The organism is Providencia sp. PROV255 (assembly GCF_028478065.1).
Lineage (GTDB): Bacteria > Pseudomonadota > Gammaproteobacteria > Enterobacterales > Enterobacteriaceae > Providencia > Providencia rettgeri.
Genome location: NZ_JAMPMI010000003.1, coordinates 458,230 through 473,792 on the forward strand (window position 1 = coordinate 458,230; position 15,563 = coordinate 473,792).

The 15,563-nt window shown below is 42.1% G+C and carries 12 protein-coding genes; 3 read left to right on the forward strand and 9 right to left on the reverse strand.

Annotated elements, in window-relative coordinates; all coding sequences use genetic code 11:
* Positions 1 to 7: 7 nt before the first annotated feature.
* The 7 genes from rffG to trxA form a co-directional block, all read right to left on the reverse strand.
* Positions 8 to 1,081, reverse strand: coding sequence for a dTDP-glucose 4,6-dehydratase (rffG, locus tag PR725_RS03580; RefSeq protein WP_181937065.1), 1,074 nt, complete (start codon positions 1,079 to 1,081; stop codon positions 8 to 10).
* On the reverse strand, positions 1,072 to 2,334 hold the full coding sequence (wecC, locus tag PR725_RS03585) for a UDP-N-acetyl-D-mannosamine dehydrogenase (RefSeq protein ID WP_004907293.1): 1,263 nt from the start codon (positions 2,332 to 2,334) through the stop codon (positions 1,072 to 1,074). The genes rffG and wecC overlap by 10 nt, the downstream gene beginning before the upstream one ends.
* Positions 2,331 to 3,461 carry a non-hydrolyzing UDP-N-acetylglucosamine 2-epimerase gene (gene wecB / locus PR725_RS03590; protein WP_109912166.1) on the reverse strand — a complete coding sequence of 377 codons (1,131 nt, stop codon included), beginning with the start codon at positions 3,459 to 3,461 and terminating at the stop codon, positions 2,331 to 2,333. The genes wecC and wecB overlap by 4 nt, the downstream gene beginning before the upstream one ends.
* A gap of 97 nt (positions 3,462 to 3,558) precedes the next feature.
* Positions 3,559 to 4,617 carry an ECA polysaccharide chain length modulation protein gene (wzzE, locus tag PR725_RS03595; protein WP_004907286.1) on the reverse strand — a complete coding sequence of 353 codons (1,059 nt, stop codon included), beginning with the start codon at positions 4,615 to 4,617 and terminating at the stop codon, positions 3,559 to 3,561.
* 29 nt (positions 4,618 to 4,646) lie between these two features.
* Positions 4,647 to 5,732: a UDP-N-acetylglucosamine--undecaprenyl-phosphate N-acetylglucosaminephosphotransferase gene (gene wecA / locus PR725_RS03600; protein WP_004907283.1), complete on the reverse strand. Its 1,086-nt coding sequence runs from the start codon at positions 5,730 to 5,732 to the stop codon at positions 4,647 to 4,649.
* A gap of 629 nt (positions 5,733 to 6,361) precedes the next feature.
* A complete protein-coding gene (gene rho / locus PR725_RS03605) occupies positions 6,362 to 7,621 on the reverse strand; it encodes a transcription termination factor Rho (protein ID WP_004906109.1) in 1,260 nt (419 codons plus the stop codon).
* Between the two features lie 719 nt (positions 7,622 to 8,340).
* The gene (trxA, locus tag PR725_RS03610) at positions 8,341 to 8,667 is read right to left on the reverse strand and encodes a thioredoxin TrxA (RefSeq protein ID WP_004907277.1); all 327 of its coding nucleotides are present in this window, start codon (positions 8,665 to 8,667) and stop codon (positions 8,341 to 8,343) included.
* Positions 8,668 to 8,784: 117 nt separating this feature from the next.
* On the opposite strand from trxA, the gene rhlB reads away from it, so the two are divergent.
* Both rhlB and gppA read left to right on the forward strand, forming a co-directional pair.
* Positions 8,785 to 10,071: an ATP-dependent RNA helicase RhlB gene (gene rhlB, locus PR725_RS03615; protein WP_004907274.1), complete on the forward strand. Its 1,287-nt coding sequence runs from the start codon at positions 8,785 to 8,787 to the stop codon at positions 10,069 to 10,071.
* An 11-nt stretch (positions 10,072 to 10,082) separates the two neighbouring features.
* On the forward strand, positions 10,083 to 11,585 hold the full coding sequence (gene gppA, locus PR725_RS03620; RefSeq protein ID WP_004907271.1) for a guanosine-5'-triphosphate,3'-diphosphate diphosphatase: 1,503 nt from the start codon (positions 10,083 to 10,085) through the stop codon (positions 11,583 to 11,585).
* Between the two features lie 52 nt (positions 11,586 to 11,637).
* Here the strand turns inward: gppA and rep are convergent, their stop codons facing one another.
* On the reverse strand, positions 11,638 to 13,662 hold the full coding sequence (rep, locus tag PR725_RS03625; RefSeq protein WP_109912167.1) for a DNA helicase Rep: 2,025 nt from the start codon (positions 13,660 to 13,662) through the stop codon (positions 11,638 to 11,640).
* A gap of 233 nt (positions 13,663 to 13,895) precedes the next feature.
* Here rep and PR725_RS03630 point away from each other — a divergent pair, with 233 nt between their 5' ends.
* Complete coding sequence (locus PR725_RS03630) at positions 13,896 to 14,033, forward strand: hypothetical protein (protein WP_211889174.1); 138 nt, start codon at positions 13,896 to 13,898, stop codon at positions 14,031 to 14,033.
* A gap of 11 nt (positions 14,034 to 14,044) precedes the next feature.
* Here PR725_RS03630 and ilvC read toward each other — a convergent pair whose 3' ends face one another.
* Positions 14,045 to 15,517, reverse strand: coding sequence for a ketol-acid reductoisomerase (gene ilvC, locus PR725_RS03635; RefSeq protein ID WP_004907263.1), 1,473 nt, complete (start codon positions 15,515 to 15,517; stop codon positions 14,045 to 14,047).
* Positions 15,518 to 15,563: the final 46 nt, after the last annotated feature.

The following is a 15,563-nucleotide window of genomic DNA, read 5'->3' on the forward strand; positions in this document are numbered from 1 at the left end:
CTGTCACCTAATTTCCTAGACCTAAACGTTCGCCCGCATAGGAACCGTCTTGTACGCGACGCCACCACGTTTCATTGTTCAAATACCACTGCACCGTTTTGCGAATACCTGATTCGAAGGTTTCTTGTGGCGTCCACCCCAATTCGCGCTCAATTTTCGCAGCATCAATCGCATAACGCATATCGTGGCCCGGCCGGTCTTTCACATACGTGATTAAGTCACGGTAGTGCGCCACACCTTCAGGCTTTTGCGGACGTAGCTCTTCAAGCAGTTCACAAATCGTTTCTACAACGTCAATATTACGGCGCTCATTATGGCCACCGATATTATAGGTGGTGCCAGGTTGCGCGGTTGTAGCAACTAAATGTAGTGCTCGTGCATGGTCTTCAACAAACAACCAGTCACGAATTTGCTCACCTTTACCATAAACAGGCAGAGGCTTACCCGCTAAGGCGTTCAAAATAATTAATGGGATCAATTTCTCTGGAAAATGATACGGCCCGTAGTTATTTGAACAATTAGTGATCATCGTTGGCAGGCCATAAGTTCTTTGCCAAGCACGAACTAAATGATCACTCGATGCTTTCGATGCTGAATATGGGCTACTTGGTGCATAAGGCGTTGTTTCTGTGAAGAAACCATCAGGTCCTTCTAAGTCACCATATACTTCATCTGTTGAGATATGATGAAAACGGAAAGCTGCTTTTTTCTCATCATTCAATGCGGACCAGTAATGGCGTGCCGCCTCTAACAGTGTGTAAGTGCCCACAATGTTCGTTTCGATAAATGCCGCTGGACCATCGATAGAGCGGTCAACATGGCTTTCTGCCGCTAAATGCATCACTGCATCGGGTTGATATTTTTCAAAAACGGCATCTAATGCAGCTCTATCACAAATATTCACCTGCTCAAAAGCATAGCGCGGGTTGCTCGCAACCGTTGCGAGGGACTCTAAGTTACCTGCATAGGTTAAACAATCCAGAACCACTGCGCTGTCGTCAGTATTTTCAATAATATGACGAACAACAGCAGAGCCGATAAACCCGGCGCCTCCAGTGATTAAAATGCGTTTCAACGCCATACTCCTTTTGTATCCACAACCCATTTTTGTGGGATTGCAGAACCTTGGATGCCTTTGAACATATTGTGGTCAACTAACATTAAGATCACATCCGCTTCATTAACGGCTTTTTCAATCGAAACCAGCTCAGAAATACCTTTTAAAGAGGTTGGTAATTCGTGAATGTGTGGCTCAACTGCATACGTTTTACCTGGGTTCCAGTTCGCCACCATTTTGGTGATGTGCATCGCTGGGCTTTCACGTAAATCATCAATATTGGGTTTAAATGACAGGCCAAAACAGGCGATTGTCACTTCACTGGCTTTTTTACCCGTTTCCACTAAGCAATCGGCTACAGCCGCTTTTACTTGATCAACAACCCAAATTGGTTTGCCATCATTGACTAAACGAGCGGTATGAATAAGGCGTGATTGTTTTGGATTTTGTGCGACGATAAACCATGGGTCAACCGCGATGCAGTGCCCACCAACACCCGGACCTGGCTGCAAAATGTTAACACGTGGATGGCGGTTCGCGAGGCTGATTAATTCCCACACATTGATGTCTTGCTCAGCACAAATTAATGATAATTCATTCGCAAAAGCAATATTCACATCACGGAAGCTATTTTCCGTTAACTTACACATTTCCGCGGTTCTTGAGTTAGTAATTACACACTCACCTTCAAGGAAAATATTGTATAGCTCACTTGCGCGCAAAGAGGATTTTGGCGTCATACCACCAACAACACGATCATTTTTAATTAATTCGACCATCACTTGGCCCGGTAACACACGCTCAGGGCAGTATGCCACATCGATATCTGCATCTTCGCCAGCTTGATGAGGGAAAGTTAAATCAGGACGAGCTGCGGCCATCCATTCGGCCATTTGCTCTGTTGTACCTACTGGCGATGTCGACTCAAGAATGACTAAATCGCCTTTCTTCAGCACGGGAGCAACGGATTCTGCGGCTGCACGCACATAGGCGAGATCAGGTTCGTGCTCGCCTTTAAATGGCGTAGGCACAGCAATCAGATAAGCATCCGCAGGTTGTGGCTTAGTAAAGGCTTTCAGGTGGCCTTCTTCAACCGCTTTTTTGACCACGATATCCAGTTCTGGCTCCACAATGTGGATTTTTCCCTGATTAATAGTATCAACGGCATGTTGGTTCACATCGACACCAACCACTTGTTTTTTACGTGATGCAAAGGCGGCTGCTGTTGGTAAACCGATATAACCAAGGCCAATAACAGAAATAGTTTCAAAACTCATAATTTCACCTGATTACTTTTCAATGCTGCAAGAATACGCTGACAAGCATGACCATCCCCATATGGGTTATGTGCGCGGCTCATTTCGTGATATTCCGCGTCATCTGTCAGTAACCGATTAACTTCTTTCACAATTTTTTGTGTATCTGTTCCCACAAGACGAACAGTACCTGCATCAACAGCTTCAGGTCGTTCTGTGGTATCTCTCATCACCAAAACAGGTTTACCGAGAGAAGGCGCTTCCTCTTGAATACCACCTGAGTCTGTTAGAATCAAATAAGCATGGTTCATCAAATAAACAAACGGTAGGTAGTCTTGAGGGCTAATTAAAATAATATTATCAATATCATGCAATATACGCTTAACAGGTTCACTCACATTTGGATTTAAGTGAACAGGGTAGACAACTTGCACGTCTGGATGCGCTTGTGCAATTTCTGCCAAAGCATGACAAATACGTTCAAAGCCACCACCGAAACTTTCACGACGGTGGCCTGTGACTAAAATCATTTTTTTATTTGAGTCGATAAACGGATAATTTGCGGCCAGTTTTTCCATCATATACTGGTCGCTCATGACTTTATCACGTACCCACAATAACGCATCAATCACACTATTACCGGTGACAAAAATATGGCTGTCAGGGATTGATTCTTTTAACAAATTTTGGCGTGAATTTTCGGTTGGGGCAAAGTGGTACATCGCTAAATGCCCTGCAATTTTACGATTTGCTTCCTCAGGCCATGGAGAATACAGGTCTCCGGTACGTAACCCAGCTTCAACGTGCCCAACGGGTATACGATGGTAAAATGCCGCAAGGCTAGTTGCCATCGTTGTCGCTGTATCGCCATGAACGAGAACAACATCCGGTTGAAAATCAGCAAAAACGCTTTTCAACCCTTCTAGAATACGACAAGTGATATCCGTTAAATCTTGCCCTGGTTTCATAATATTGAGATCGTAATCTGGCGTGATCTCAAACAGTTTCAGTACTTGATCTAGCATTTCACGATGCTGCGCTGTAACACAGACTTTGGCTTCAAAGTCTGCATCCCCAGCCAATGCATGAACCAGTGGTGCCATTTTAATGGCTTCAGGTCGTGTGCCGAATACAGTCAATACTTTCACAGTGACTCTCTTATATTTATCTTTCGCAGTGAGCTGCTTTTGTAATCTTAATAACTTTATATGCCACTGATGAATTCACCAGTGGCTTATCCCAAAATCAAGATGGGCGGCGGCGAGCAAGTACCACTCCGGCACCTACTAACATCCCTATGGCTCCCCACAGAACCATCATAAAGGCTCGACGAGGACTATCGCGTTTAACAGGCTCTTCTGGAGTTCGTAAATAGCGATATGCTTGAAAATTATCTTGGAGGGTGGGCCCTACGCTCAATGTTGATAACATGGCAATATTTTGGTCGTAATCACTGTCGTGATCGGGCCCGGTTGCTTTCAATGTTTCAATCTGTGCTTGTAATAAAGGGGCACCTAACATAAACATTTTAGAATCTGGAATTTCATCCACAGGTGTTGCGCTTTGATTACGTACAATACCTTGTTTTTCAGCAACTTTTAGTGCTTGCTCCAGCGCGTTTAAACGTCGTTCGTAAGCGGCCTTTGCCACCATATCTTCGCGTTTAACCAATGCTTTCATGGATTGCATCTTCGTTGCCCAAGTACCTTTAATTTCATCGTTAAGATTAGTTGTGGCACGTTGGTTAGCAAACTGAGTGTATTGACGTAATAGCTGGTTCGCATCTGCGGATGTTTCCGCCACTAATTTAATGCTATCGGTTAAATTTTTGACTTCATCTGCTGGCGTAAACTCAATATCGTTAATGAGCTCATCCAATAATGCGGCATCTGCTTTAGGGTCATTCTCTAAGCGCTGCTTATAGTAATCCGTAGTTAGCCAAAACTGACGACGTGTATCATAAGAGCCGAGCTGCTTTGTGAATTCTTGATAAGCTTCTTTTGCAATTGTCGGTAATTGCCCTTCTTGTCCCGTATTATTAATACGGGAATCGAGGTTGCGCAGAAACTGCTGCTGAGAATAATAACTTCCCAGATTATTGACGGTTGGTAAATCCGTAATTGCTGTCGCACTCCACTTAGGCTGCATAAAATAGGACGCTCCCAAGGCAATTGCAGCAAAAATAACGGCAAATGCAACGATCCAAATTTTACCTTGCCACAATGAGCGACATAAACCACGGATATCCAATTCCGGCTCTATTGGCGATTGATGCTGACTCGGTTGTGTTTCTGAGTTATTCACTGCACAGAACCTCTATTTTCGTTTTGTCGTTACCGTACTGCTCCTCTACGTGCTCTACGTCTCACTCGCTTAATAAAACGGGCGACTTTCCAAGCTCGTTTGATGCAGTAACCATACATCATAAATACAAGCAAAAATAATGCCAACATTACCCATTCAGGTACAAATGTTAAGTGCTCACCAATAATACCAACACACGCTAAAGCAGCCGCTGATAATGTAATCAGCACAAATGCCCCTTTTGGTGTAAAACCAGAACGCATAATTAAATGATGAATGTGCTGGCGATCAGGTGAAAATGGGCTCATACCTTTACGAATACGGCGATACATAATGGCAACCATGTCCATTAGAGGGATCGCAATAATCCATAAAGCCGTAACTGGGTTAATCGGATGGACTTCCTCTTGCGTCGAAGCCACAAGGATCCAAATAATCGTGAACCCAATCAGTGTACTTCCCGCATCCCCCATGAAGACTTTAAAACGGCGACCTAACACGCCTAAATTTAAAAGAATATAAGGAAGAATAGCTGCAATAAAGGCAAAACACCAAAATGCTAACGCATAGTTACCGTTTTGATATAGCAAAAAGCCGAGAGCACCAAAAGAAACAGAAGATAAACCACCGAGTAACCCGTCAATACCATCAACCATGTTAAAAGCATTGATTGCTGCCCATACTGCAAATAAGGTAACGATATAACCGAATGGGCCAAGTACGAGTTCCCATGGTCCAAAGGCATGACCGAGTGACTCAAGTTTCAATCCTGCCGCTGTCATCATAACAACGGCAACGACTGCTTGAATACCAGCCCTTAATTTCACACTGATATCAAACCTATCATCTAATGCGCCAATAAAGACCAATAACCCCGCACAAGCGATATATAGCCACTTATGAGGAATGTATTCACCTGTAATATAAAATGCAAAACAGATCCCAAAGAAAACGGAAATTCCCCCAACAAGGGGAACTAATCCTACATGTTTCTTTCTGAAATTAGGCTTATCAACCAACCCGATTTTTATTGCAACAACTCGAGCCAGAAAAATAAAAACTAATGAAAACAAGAAAACGTAGAAGAGATTGGTTACAAAGTGTATGGTGTCCACTGTTCGACTCTCTTAATCTTTATATTTAACTTTCAAAACTAAATTTTTTTTGGCAAATGCCGATAAACAAGCAGGAGCCAATGCATTATCATCTTGGTACTGAAATCTGCTATAAGACGAATCTTTATTCATAAAGAAATTCCTGCAACATTATTAGTTCTTACACTTTATTAGGGTGTTTGATTTAATAACGAAACATCCCGTAATTTTATACTGAATAGCTGCAATATGCATGCCATAAAAACAACACTCTAGAATCGAGTTAATCGACTGGTGCTTAAATAAGCACTCGATGATTAAATAATAAAGTGATGAAAATAAATTTAACACTAGTCACAAAACAAATATAAACATAACATTTTTCTTTTGATTCATAATGTTAACATCATATTACTGATATTTTTATAGTGCATTATTAATTTTTAATAAAAACTTCGCCTATTTATTTAACGTTATTTATAAACAAAGTAATAAAACATCATCTTAATCTATTGAAACTAAATCGGCAAAATATTAGGCCTGATTTAATATGATATGTTTTAATTTTTATGAACTAACGCGGTGTATAAAAACAAAAAAATAGGTGCCATAACTGGCACCTATTTATAAAACACAGCGAACCTTAACGGCTAGGCTCTTTTCATAAAGTCAAAGAACTCTTCGTTGGTTTTCGTCATCGCTAACTTACTAATGAGGAACTCCATCGCATCTATTTCGCCCATTGGATGAATAATCTTACGTAAGATCCACATTTTTTGTAATTCATCTTGCGATGTAAGTAACTCTTCTTTACGCGTACCTGAACGATTGTAGTCTATTGCAGGGAACACACGTTTTTCTGCAATTTTACGAGAAAGGTGCAGTTCCATGTTACCTGTACCTTTAAATTCCTCGTAAATAACTTCATCCATTTTCGAACCGGTATCAACCAGTGCCGTTGCAATGATTGTCAGGCTTCCACCTTCTTCAACATTACGAGCAGCACCGAAGAAACGTTTTGGACGGTGTAATGCATTCGCATCCACACCACCGGTTAATACTTTACCAGACGAAGGTACTACGGTGTTATATGCACGGGCTAGACGCGTAATAGAGTCGAGTAAAATGATAACGTCTTTTTTATGTTCAACTAGACGTTTTGCTTTTTCAATTACCATTTCAGCAACTTGAACGTGACGTGCAGCAGGCTCATCAAATGTTGAAGCAATAACTTCACCTTTGACCAAACGTTGCATTTCTGTCACTTCCTCTGGGCGCTCATCAATTAGCAGAACCATCAGAACGCAATCAGGGTAATTGTGTGCAATATTTGCTGCAATATTTTGCAGTAACATTGTTTTACCCGCTTTCGGTGGAGCAACAATCAAACCACGTTGACCACGACCGATTGGAGCCGCAAGGTCCAATACACGTGCAGTTAAATCCTCAGTTGAACCATTACCACGTTCCATACGCAGACGACGGTTTGCATGTAATGGGGTTAGGTTTTCGAATAGAATTTTACTGCGGGCATTTTCAGGTTTGTCGTAGTTAACTTCATTGACTTTCAGGAGAGCAAAGTAACGTTCACCTTCTTTAGGTGGACGAATTTTCCCTGAGATTGTGTCACCTGTGCGTAGGTTAAAACGGCGGATTTGGCTAGGAGAAACGTAGATATCATCAGGACCTGCGAGGTAAGAACTGTCTGCTGAACGGAGGAAACCAAATCCATCCTGCAATATTTCCAGTACGCCATCGCCGAAAATATCTTCGCCACTTTTCGCATGCTGCTTCAAGATAGAGAAAATAATATCCTGCTTTCTCATACGGGCTAAGTTCTCTAGCCCCATGTTTTCGCCTAACGTAATCAATTCTGATACTGGCGTATTTTTTAATTCGGTAAGATTCATAATGGTGGGTTCTTTAACTCGGGGTAATTCTCGAACTATGAACGTAAATTGACGGCAGCTTATTATTAAGTGCCAGTTTAACTTTATACTGCCCTGTTGCTCACTAATTTTTACCAAAAGCAAACAACAATGCAAAAAAATCTTGTGCTAGCCATTACTAAGATTGCTCTAACATCTGACTGCATCTCATCTTGATGATGTGTGACATATTATTAGAAACACACGCAATATTAGCAATAGTTTTTTGTACATTTAGGACAACATCCATCCCAATATCGCAAATTTAATGGCAGATTAGCATTAAAAAACACATAACTGCTAAGTGCCAACCTTCTCCCACTTCATTTTTACATCCCTATGATATAAAAATATTGAATTTCATTATGTTCGTTTACGCACTATCTTTAATTCATATGAGAGATACATTGAAATCAAAGATATTGAATACGACTATAACTCAATGTCTAAACTTTCAATTTTCATATTTAAAATCATTACGCCATCAGTTTTTGATCAATAACAATCATTACGAAACAATCATCACAATACTAAACTAACAAGCTATATATGTAAGATAAGAGCAATGGAATACAAGGTAATTCATATGGGTGCTATACGAGGAATGAGGATAACTTATCATGCTTAAGTGAAGACGTCTAGCGGCTCTCTAGATAAAATAGATATACCGCTAAACGTTTTAGCTTACATATAACGATAACTTACAGATTTTCGTCTAAAAATTCTTTCAGTTGCGTTTTTGATAATGCACCGACTTTCGTTGCTGCGACTTCACCATTTTTGAATAAAAGCAAGGTCGGGATACCACGAATTCCATATTTTGGAGCGGTACCTGGGTTTTCATCAATATTCAGTTTTGCGATAGTCAGTTTGCCTGTATATTCTTCAGCAACTTCATCAAGAATAGGCGCGATCATTTTACAAGGACCACACCATGCTGCCCAAAAATCGACGAGAACAGGTGAACTTGCGTTCAGAACTTCAGTTGCAAAACTTGCATCAGTTATATGTATAATTTTATCGCTCATGTTGTACTCCAAAGGATCATCTTTTGCAGACTTAGTGTAACATTATTGGCAGCAGTATGCTTTATTTCAAAAGATACACTTTCGTAAACCAACCGTTAACTGATATTCTAACATACTATGAGTAAAGCACACTTGACAGAAAAGAAGTTTTCCGACTTCGCATTGCACCCTAAAGTCATTGAAGCACTGAATAAAAAAGGCTTCAATTTTTGCACGCCTATACAGGCGTCCACCTTGCCTTTTACTGTCGAAGGCAAAGACGTGGCGGGTCAAGCGCAAACTGGTACAGGTAAAACGTTAGCTTTTTTAACGTCTACATTTCATTATTTATTAACTCACCCAGCTATCGAGGGTAAAAAAGCGAACCAGCCTCGTGCACTAATCATGGCGCCGACACGCGAACTCGCAGTACAAATTTATTCGGATGCTAAAGAGCTAGCTGAGTACACTGGCCTGAAAATGGGGCTAGCATACGGTGGTGACGGCTATGATGAGCAACTTAAGGTTTTACAAAACGGTGTTGATATCCTCATTGGTACAACTGGCCGTTTAATCGACTACGCAAAACAAGGCCATGTCGACCTAAGTGCGATTCAGGTTGTGGTACTTGATGAAGCCGACCGCATGTATGACCTTGGATTTATTAAAGATATCCGCTGGATTTTCCGTCGTATGCCAGGTGCCGCAGAAAGGCTTAATTTGCTGTTTTCTGCAACTTTATCTTACCGAGTCAGAGAATTAGCCTTCGAACAAATGAACAACCCTGAATATGTTGAGGTCGAACCTTTGCAAAAAACAGGTCACCGTATCAAAGAAGAGCTATTTTACCCTTCTAATGAAGAAAAAATGCGCCTGCTCCAAACGCTCCTTGAAGAAGAGTGGCCAGAGCGTTGTATTATTTTCGCCAATACAAAACACCGTTGTGATGATATTTGGGCGCATTTAGCTGCCGATGGCCATCGTGTAGGTTTATTAACTGGCGATGTCGCACAGAAAAAACGACTGCGTATATTAGAGCAATTCACACAAGGCCATTTAGATATTTTAGTGGCAACTGATGTTGCAGCTCGTGGTTTACATATTCCATCAGTAACTCATGTATTTAACTACGACTTACCTGATGACTGCGAAGATTACGTACACCGTATTGGCCGTACGGGTCGTGCGGGTGAAAGTGGAAACTCAATTAGCTTAGCGTGTGAAGAATATTCACTTAACCTGCCTGCTATTGAAGAGTATATCCAACACTCAATCCCTGTTAGTAAATATAACAGTGATGCATTATTGAGTGATTTACCTGCGCCAAAACGCCGCCATCGCCCACGCCCTGGAGGCCCACGTCGTAATTCGAATTCGCAGCGTCGCCACAATGGCCCACGTAACAACCATAAACGTCCAGGCTGAGTAAAAACGATATGCTGAAATCTTCTTCTCTTTATGCCGCCATCGATTTAGGCTCAAACAGTTTTCATATGCTAGTCGTACGTGAAACTGCTGGTAGCATTCAGGTAATCTCTAGGGTTAAGCGCAAAGTTCGTCTTGCCGCAGGTTTAGACAACAACAACCTGCTTTCTGAGCAAGCAATGGAGCGAGGCTGGCAATGTTTACGCCTGTTTTCGGAACACTTACAAGATATTCCGAATACACAAATTCGTGTTGTCGCAACTGCGACTTTGCGTTTAGCTAAAAATGCCGATATTTTCATCGAAAAAGCCAGCCAAATTTTAGGAAACCCTGTAAAAGTTATTCAAGGAGAAGAAGAAGCTCGCTTAATTTATCAAGGTGTTGCACATACAACTGGCGGGCCAGACCAACGCTTAGTAGTTGATATTGGCGGAGGAAGTACTGAGCTCGTTACAGGTACAGGCGCAAAAGCGGAGCAACTCTATAGTCTTGAAATGGGTTGTGTAACTTGGCTTGAGCGCTACTTTGGCGATAGAAGTTTAACAGAAGAAAACTTCTCAGCAGCTCAAGCCGCTGCCCATAATGTCATCGCCCCTATTGCAGATGCACTTAAGACACATGGGTGGAAGATTTGTGTTGGTGCATCCGGCACCGTACAAGCGATTCAGGAAATCATGATTGCCCAAGGCATGGATGAACTGATCACACTTTCTAAATTACAACAGCTTAAGCGTAAAGCCATTCAATGCCAAAAACTTGAAGAGCTTGAAATTGATGGCCTAACCTTCGAACGTGCTCTTGTTTTTCCAAGCGGATTATCTATTTTGATCGCTATCTTTGAAGCATTAGAAATTGATAACATGACACTCGCTGGCGGAGCACTTCGTGAAGGGCTTGTCTATGGCATGCTACAGCTTCCTATTGAGCAGGATATTCGCGCTCGTACCGTTCGCAATATTCAGCGGCGCTTCCAAGTCGATATCGAACAAGCAAGCCGAGTTCGTCAACTTGCAGAATATTTTTATTTACAAGTCGCGAAAGATTGGGGCTTAGATACACGTTGTCGTGATTTACTATCCAGTGCATGCGCGTTACATGAAATTGGCTTGAGTGTTGATTTCCGTAAAGGCCCCGAGCACGCTAGCTACCTCATAACACACCTTGATTTACCTGGTTTTACCCCAGCTCAAAAGCGGTTACTTGCTGCATTATTGATAAACCAGCAAGGCCCTGTTGATTTAACGCCATTAAGCCAACAAAATGCGCTCCCTATGCAGCATGCATATAATTTATGTCGTTTACTTCGCCTTGCCATTATTTTTGCGAGCCGTAGACGTGATGACACCTTGCCAGCACTAAGGCTTAATGTGAATGCACAAAGGTTAACCATCACGCTGCCTTATCGTTGGTTATCCGATCACCCTCTACGAGCGGAAAATTTACAGCAAGAAGTTCAATGGCAGGGCTATGTAAATTGGGCTTTAGAGTTGGAAGAACGTAATAGTTCAAATTGATAATATTTTCCACACTAGACCTACTCTAGTGTGGAAATTCAATTAGTTGCGGTTACTCACTTTTTTTATTTAACCCTAAACGCGCTTTAATATCGGCTAAAGCTGATTGCCCCTTCTGCATACGTTCCTGCGCACTAACCACTTTACGCTGCTGCTCCCATTGTAAATCATCTTGAGGCAATTCAAGGAGAAAACGGCTTAATTCAGGACGGATCAATTCACCATATTGGCGACGCTCACGACAATGAGAAAAGAATAGCTCTCTTTGCGCCCGCGTAATTCCTACATAAGCTAAACGGCGTTCTTCATCAATATTGTTTTCATCAATACTACTTTGATGTGGTAGCAGCCCTTCCTCCATGCCAACCAAAAAAACATAAGGAAACTCAAGGCCTTTAGAGGCATGTAACGTCATGAGCTGAACTTGGTCTGATTCTTCATCATCCTCACCACGCTCCATCATATCGCGCAGCGTAAAACGTGTAACCACTTGGCTCAATGTCATTGGGTCATTGAGCTCATCGCCTTCAACCATTTCACTCATCCATGTGAATAGTTGGTTGACGTTTTTCATTCGCATTTCGGCAGCTTTAGTACTGGTCGACGTTTCATATAGCCAGCTTTCATAATCCATTTCACGCAGTAAGTCACGCACCGCAATTAAAGGCTCACGCTCCGACGTTCGTACAATACTGTCCATCCAATGAGTGAAACGCTGTAATGCTTCTAATCCTTTGCCTTTTAAGATTTGTTCAAGCCCTAAATCAAAGCTGGCTTGATATAAACTTTTACCCCGCTGGTTTGCCCACTCCCCAAGTTTTTGGATAGTTTTAGGGCCAATTTCTCGACGCGGAGTATTAACAATACGCAAGAATGCACTATCATCTTCGGGGTTAGTAAGCACTCGCAAATAAGCTAACAAGTCTTTGATTTCAGGGCGAGAGAAAAATGAAGTCCCCCCTGAAATCCGATACGGAATACGGTTTTGCATCAACATTTTTTCAAAAATACGTGATTGATGGTTGCCACGATACAAAATGGCGTAATCTTTATATTCCGTCTTATTAATAAAGTGATGTGCGATAAGCTCCCCAATCACTCTTTCAGCTTCATGATCTTCATTATTCGCGGTCAGGACTTTAAGTGGCGCTCCATACCCTAATTCAGAAAATAATTTTTTTTCAAATACATGAGGATTATTGGCAATTAAAATATTCGCCGCTTTTAAAATTCGTTCTGATGAGCGGTAATTCTGCTCAAGCTTAATGACATTTAATTTAGGGAAATCTTGATTCAATAAAACCAAGTTTTGTGGCCTTGCTCCACGCCATGAATAGATTGACTGATCGTCATCGCCCACAACCGTAAACCTTGCTCGCTGCCCCACAAGCAATTTAACCAACTGATATTGACTCGTATTGGTATCTTGGTACTCGTCCACCAGCAAGTAACGAATTTTTTGCTGCCAACGCTCGCGAACTTCTTCATTTTGGTATAACAACAAGGTAGGCTTGCTGATTAAATCGTCAAAATCCAGCACATTGCAACTTTTCAGATGAAGTTCATAGCGGCGATAACACTCCGCAAAGTGATGCTCTTTCTCACTCCGTGCTTGGCCTATCACTTGTTGTGGCGAGATAAGATCATTTTTCCAATTTGAGATCGCTGAGATCAATTGTTTGAGTAAGTCTTTATCCTCTTCCAATAAATCAAAGGTAAGTTCTTTCAATAATGCCATCTGATCTTGGTCGTCAAATAGCGAAAAATTGGCTTTAATACCCAGCGCTTTATATTCACGCTTAATGATTTCCAACCCTAATGTATGGAAGGTGGATATGATCAAACCGCGTGCTTCTTTTTTCCCCAAGGTTTGAGCCACGCGCTCTTTCATTTCCCGCGCCGCTTTATTGGTGAAAGTCACCGCTGCAATTTGTCGAGGCTGATAACCGCATTGGCGAATTAAATGCGCAATTTTATTCGTGATAACACGCGTTTTACCTGACCCAGCCCCGGCTAACACAAGGCATGGACCCTCTACATATTCAACTGCCTGCTGCTGGCTTGGGTTTAATCGCATGGTTTTCTACATCACTTAGTTATTCAAAAAGGAATTCGCTACAGATTGTAGCAGAAACCGACCCAACTCTTGAGCAACGATCTTCTCTATTTATAAAAAACAAAAAACCACATCATTCATCAGAAAGATGTGGTTTTGTTCTTTTTCTTTTATACCACCAATACATTTTTCTAAACTATTCGCGTTAGAGGAAGGCGGCAAAGGAGGCTATCCCAAGGAGCATACACGAGTATGTGACTTGGGTAACCGAGTGTAGCCAACGCACCTATCACGCGAAGAGCGACGAAAAATTAGGTTATCCCAAAGAGAATACACAAGTATGTGACTTGGGTCACCGAGTGCAGCCAACGCGCCTATCACGCGAAGAGTGACGAAAAATGAGTTAGCCGACCGCAATCTTCTTCATATCCGTCATATAACCTCGTAACGTCTTACCGATTTTCTCAATCGGATGGTTACGGATAGCTTCGTTGATATCACGTAACTGTGCGTTATCAGTGCCATTATCTGCAACTGGCTTCGCTAAATCGCCCGCTTGTAATTTCGTCATGAATTCTTTCAGCATTGGCACAGCTGCAAATGAGAACAGATAGTTACCGTATTCTGCTGTGTCTGAAATAACCACGTTCATTTCATATAAACGCTTACGAGCAATGGTATTTGCAATCAGTGGTAACTCATGCAGGGACTCATAGTAAGCTGATTCTTCTAAGATACCCGCTTCTAACATCGTATCGAACGCTAATTCAACGCCCGCTTTAACCATAGCAACTAACAAAACACCGTGGTCAAAGTATTCTTGTTCGGCAATTTTCCCTTCATATTCAGGGTAATTTTCGAATGCCGTTTTGCCTGTCTCTTCACGCCATGTCAGCAAGTTTTTATCATCATTTGCCCAGTCTGCCATCATGGTTGCAGAAAATTCGCCTGAAATGATGTCATCCATATGTTTTTGGAACAATGGCGCCATGATAGTTTTCAGTTGTTCAGATAATGCATAAGCACGAACTTTTGCAGGGTTAGATAAACGGTCCATCATCAGCGTGATACCACCTTGTTTCAGCGCTTCGGTGATAGTTTCCCAACCAAACTGAATTAATTTACCTGCATAGCCTGGCTCAACACCGTCAGCAACCATTTTGTCATAGCTCAGTAATGCGCCTGCTTGTAACATACCACACAGAATAGTTTGCTCACCCATCAGGTCAGACTTAACTTCTGCAACAAACGAAGACTCCAGAACACCGGCACGGTGGCCACCAGTCGCTGCCGCCCATGCTTTAGCAATCGCCATCCCCTCACCTTTCGGGTCATTCTCTGGGTGTACTGCAATCAGAGTTGGAACACCAAAACCACGCTTGTATTCTTCACGAACTTCGGTACCTGGGCATTTTGGCGCTACCATCACAACAGTAATGTCTTTACGAATTTCTTCACCAACTTCAACAATGTTGAATCCATGTGAATAACCCAGTGCTGCACCTTGTTTCATCATAGGCTGAACAGCGCGAACAACGGCTGAATGCTGTTTGTCCGGCGTTAAGTTAACAACCAAATCAGCGGTAGGGATCAATTCTTCATAAGTGCCAACTTTGAAGCCATTTTCTGTCGCTTTACGCCATGAAGCACGTTTCTCTGCAATTGCTTCATCACGTAATGCATAAGCAATATCTAAACCTGAGTCACGCATATTCAGGCCTTGGTTCAAACCTTGTGCCCCACAACCAACGATGACGATTTTTTTACCTTTCAGGAAGCCCGCTTCATCCGCAAATTCTTCGCGCTGCATAAAACGGCACTTACCTAATTGAGCTAACTGCTCACGTAAATTCAATGTGTTAAAATAATTCGCCATTGTCATACTCCATTGTTCTGTTGTGTTCGTTATGTCAGACAGTCTG

Coding starts and splice junctions, on each gene's coding strand:
- rffG (WP_181937065.1), bottom strand. CDS start 1,081: ATGGCGTTGAAACGCATTTTAATCACTGGAGGCGCCGGGTTTATCGGC.
- wecC (WP_004907293.1), bottom strand. CDS start 2,334: ATGAGTTTTGAAACTATTTCTGTTATTGGCCTTGGTTATATCGGTTTA.
- rho (WP_004906109.1), bottom strand. CDS start 7,621: ATGAATCTTACCGAATTAAAAAATACGCCAGTATCAGAATTGATTACG.
- trxA (WP_004907277.1), bottom strand. CDS start 8,667: ATGAGCGATAAAATTATACATATAACTGATGCAAGTTTTGCAACTGAA.
- rhlB (WP_004907274.1), top strand. CDS start 8,785: ATGAGTAAAGCACACTTGACAGAAAAGAAGTTTTCCGACTTCGCATTG.
- gppA (WP_004907271.1), top strand. CDS start 10,083: ATGCTGAAATCTTCTTCTCTTTATGCCGCCATCGATTTAGGCTCAAAC.
- rep (WP_109912167.1), bottom strand. CDS start 13,662: ATGCGATTAAACCCAAGCCAGCAGCAGGCAGTTGAATATGTAGAGGGT.
- ilvC (WP_004907263.1), bottom strand. CDS start 15,517: ATGGCGAATTATTTTAACACATTGAATTTACGTGAGCAGTTAGCTCAA.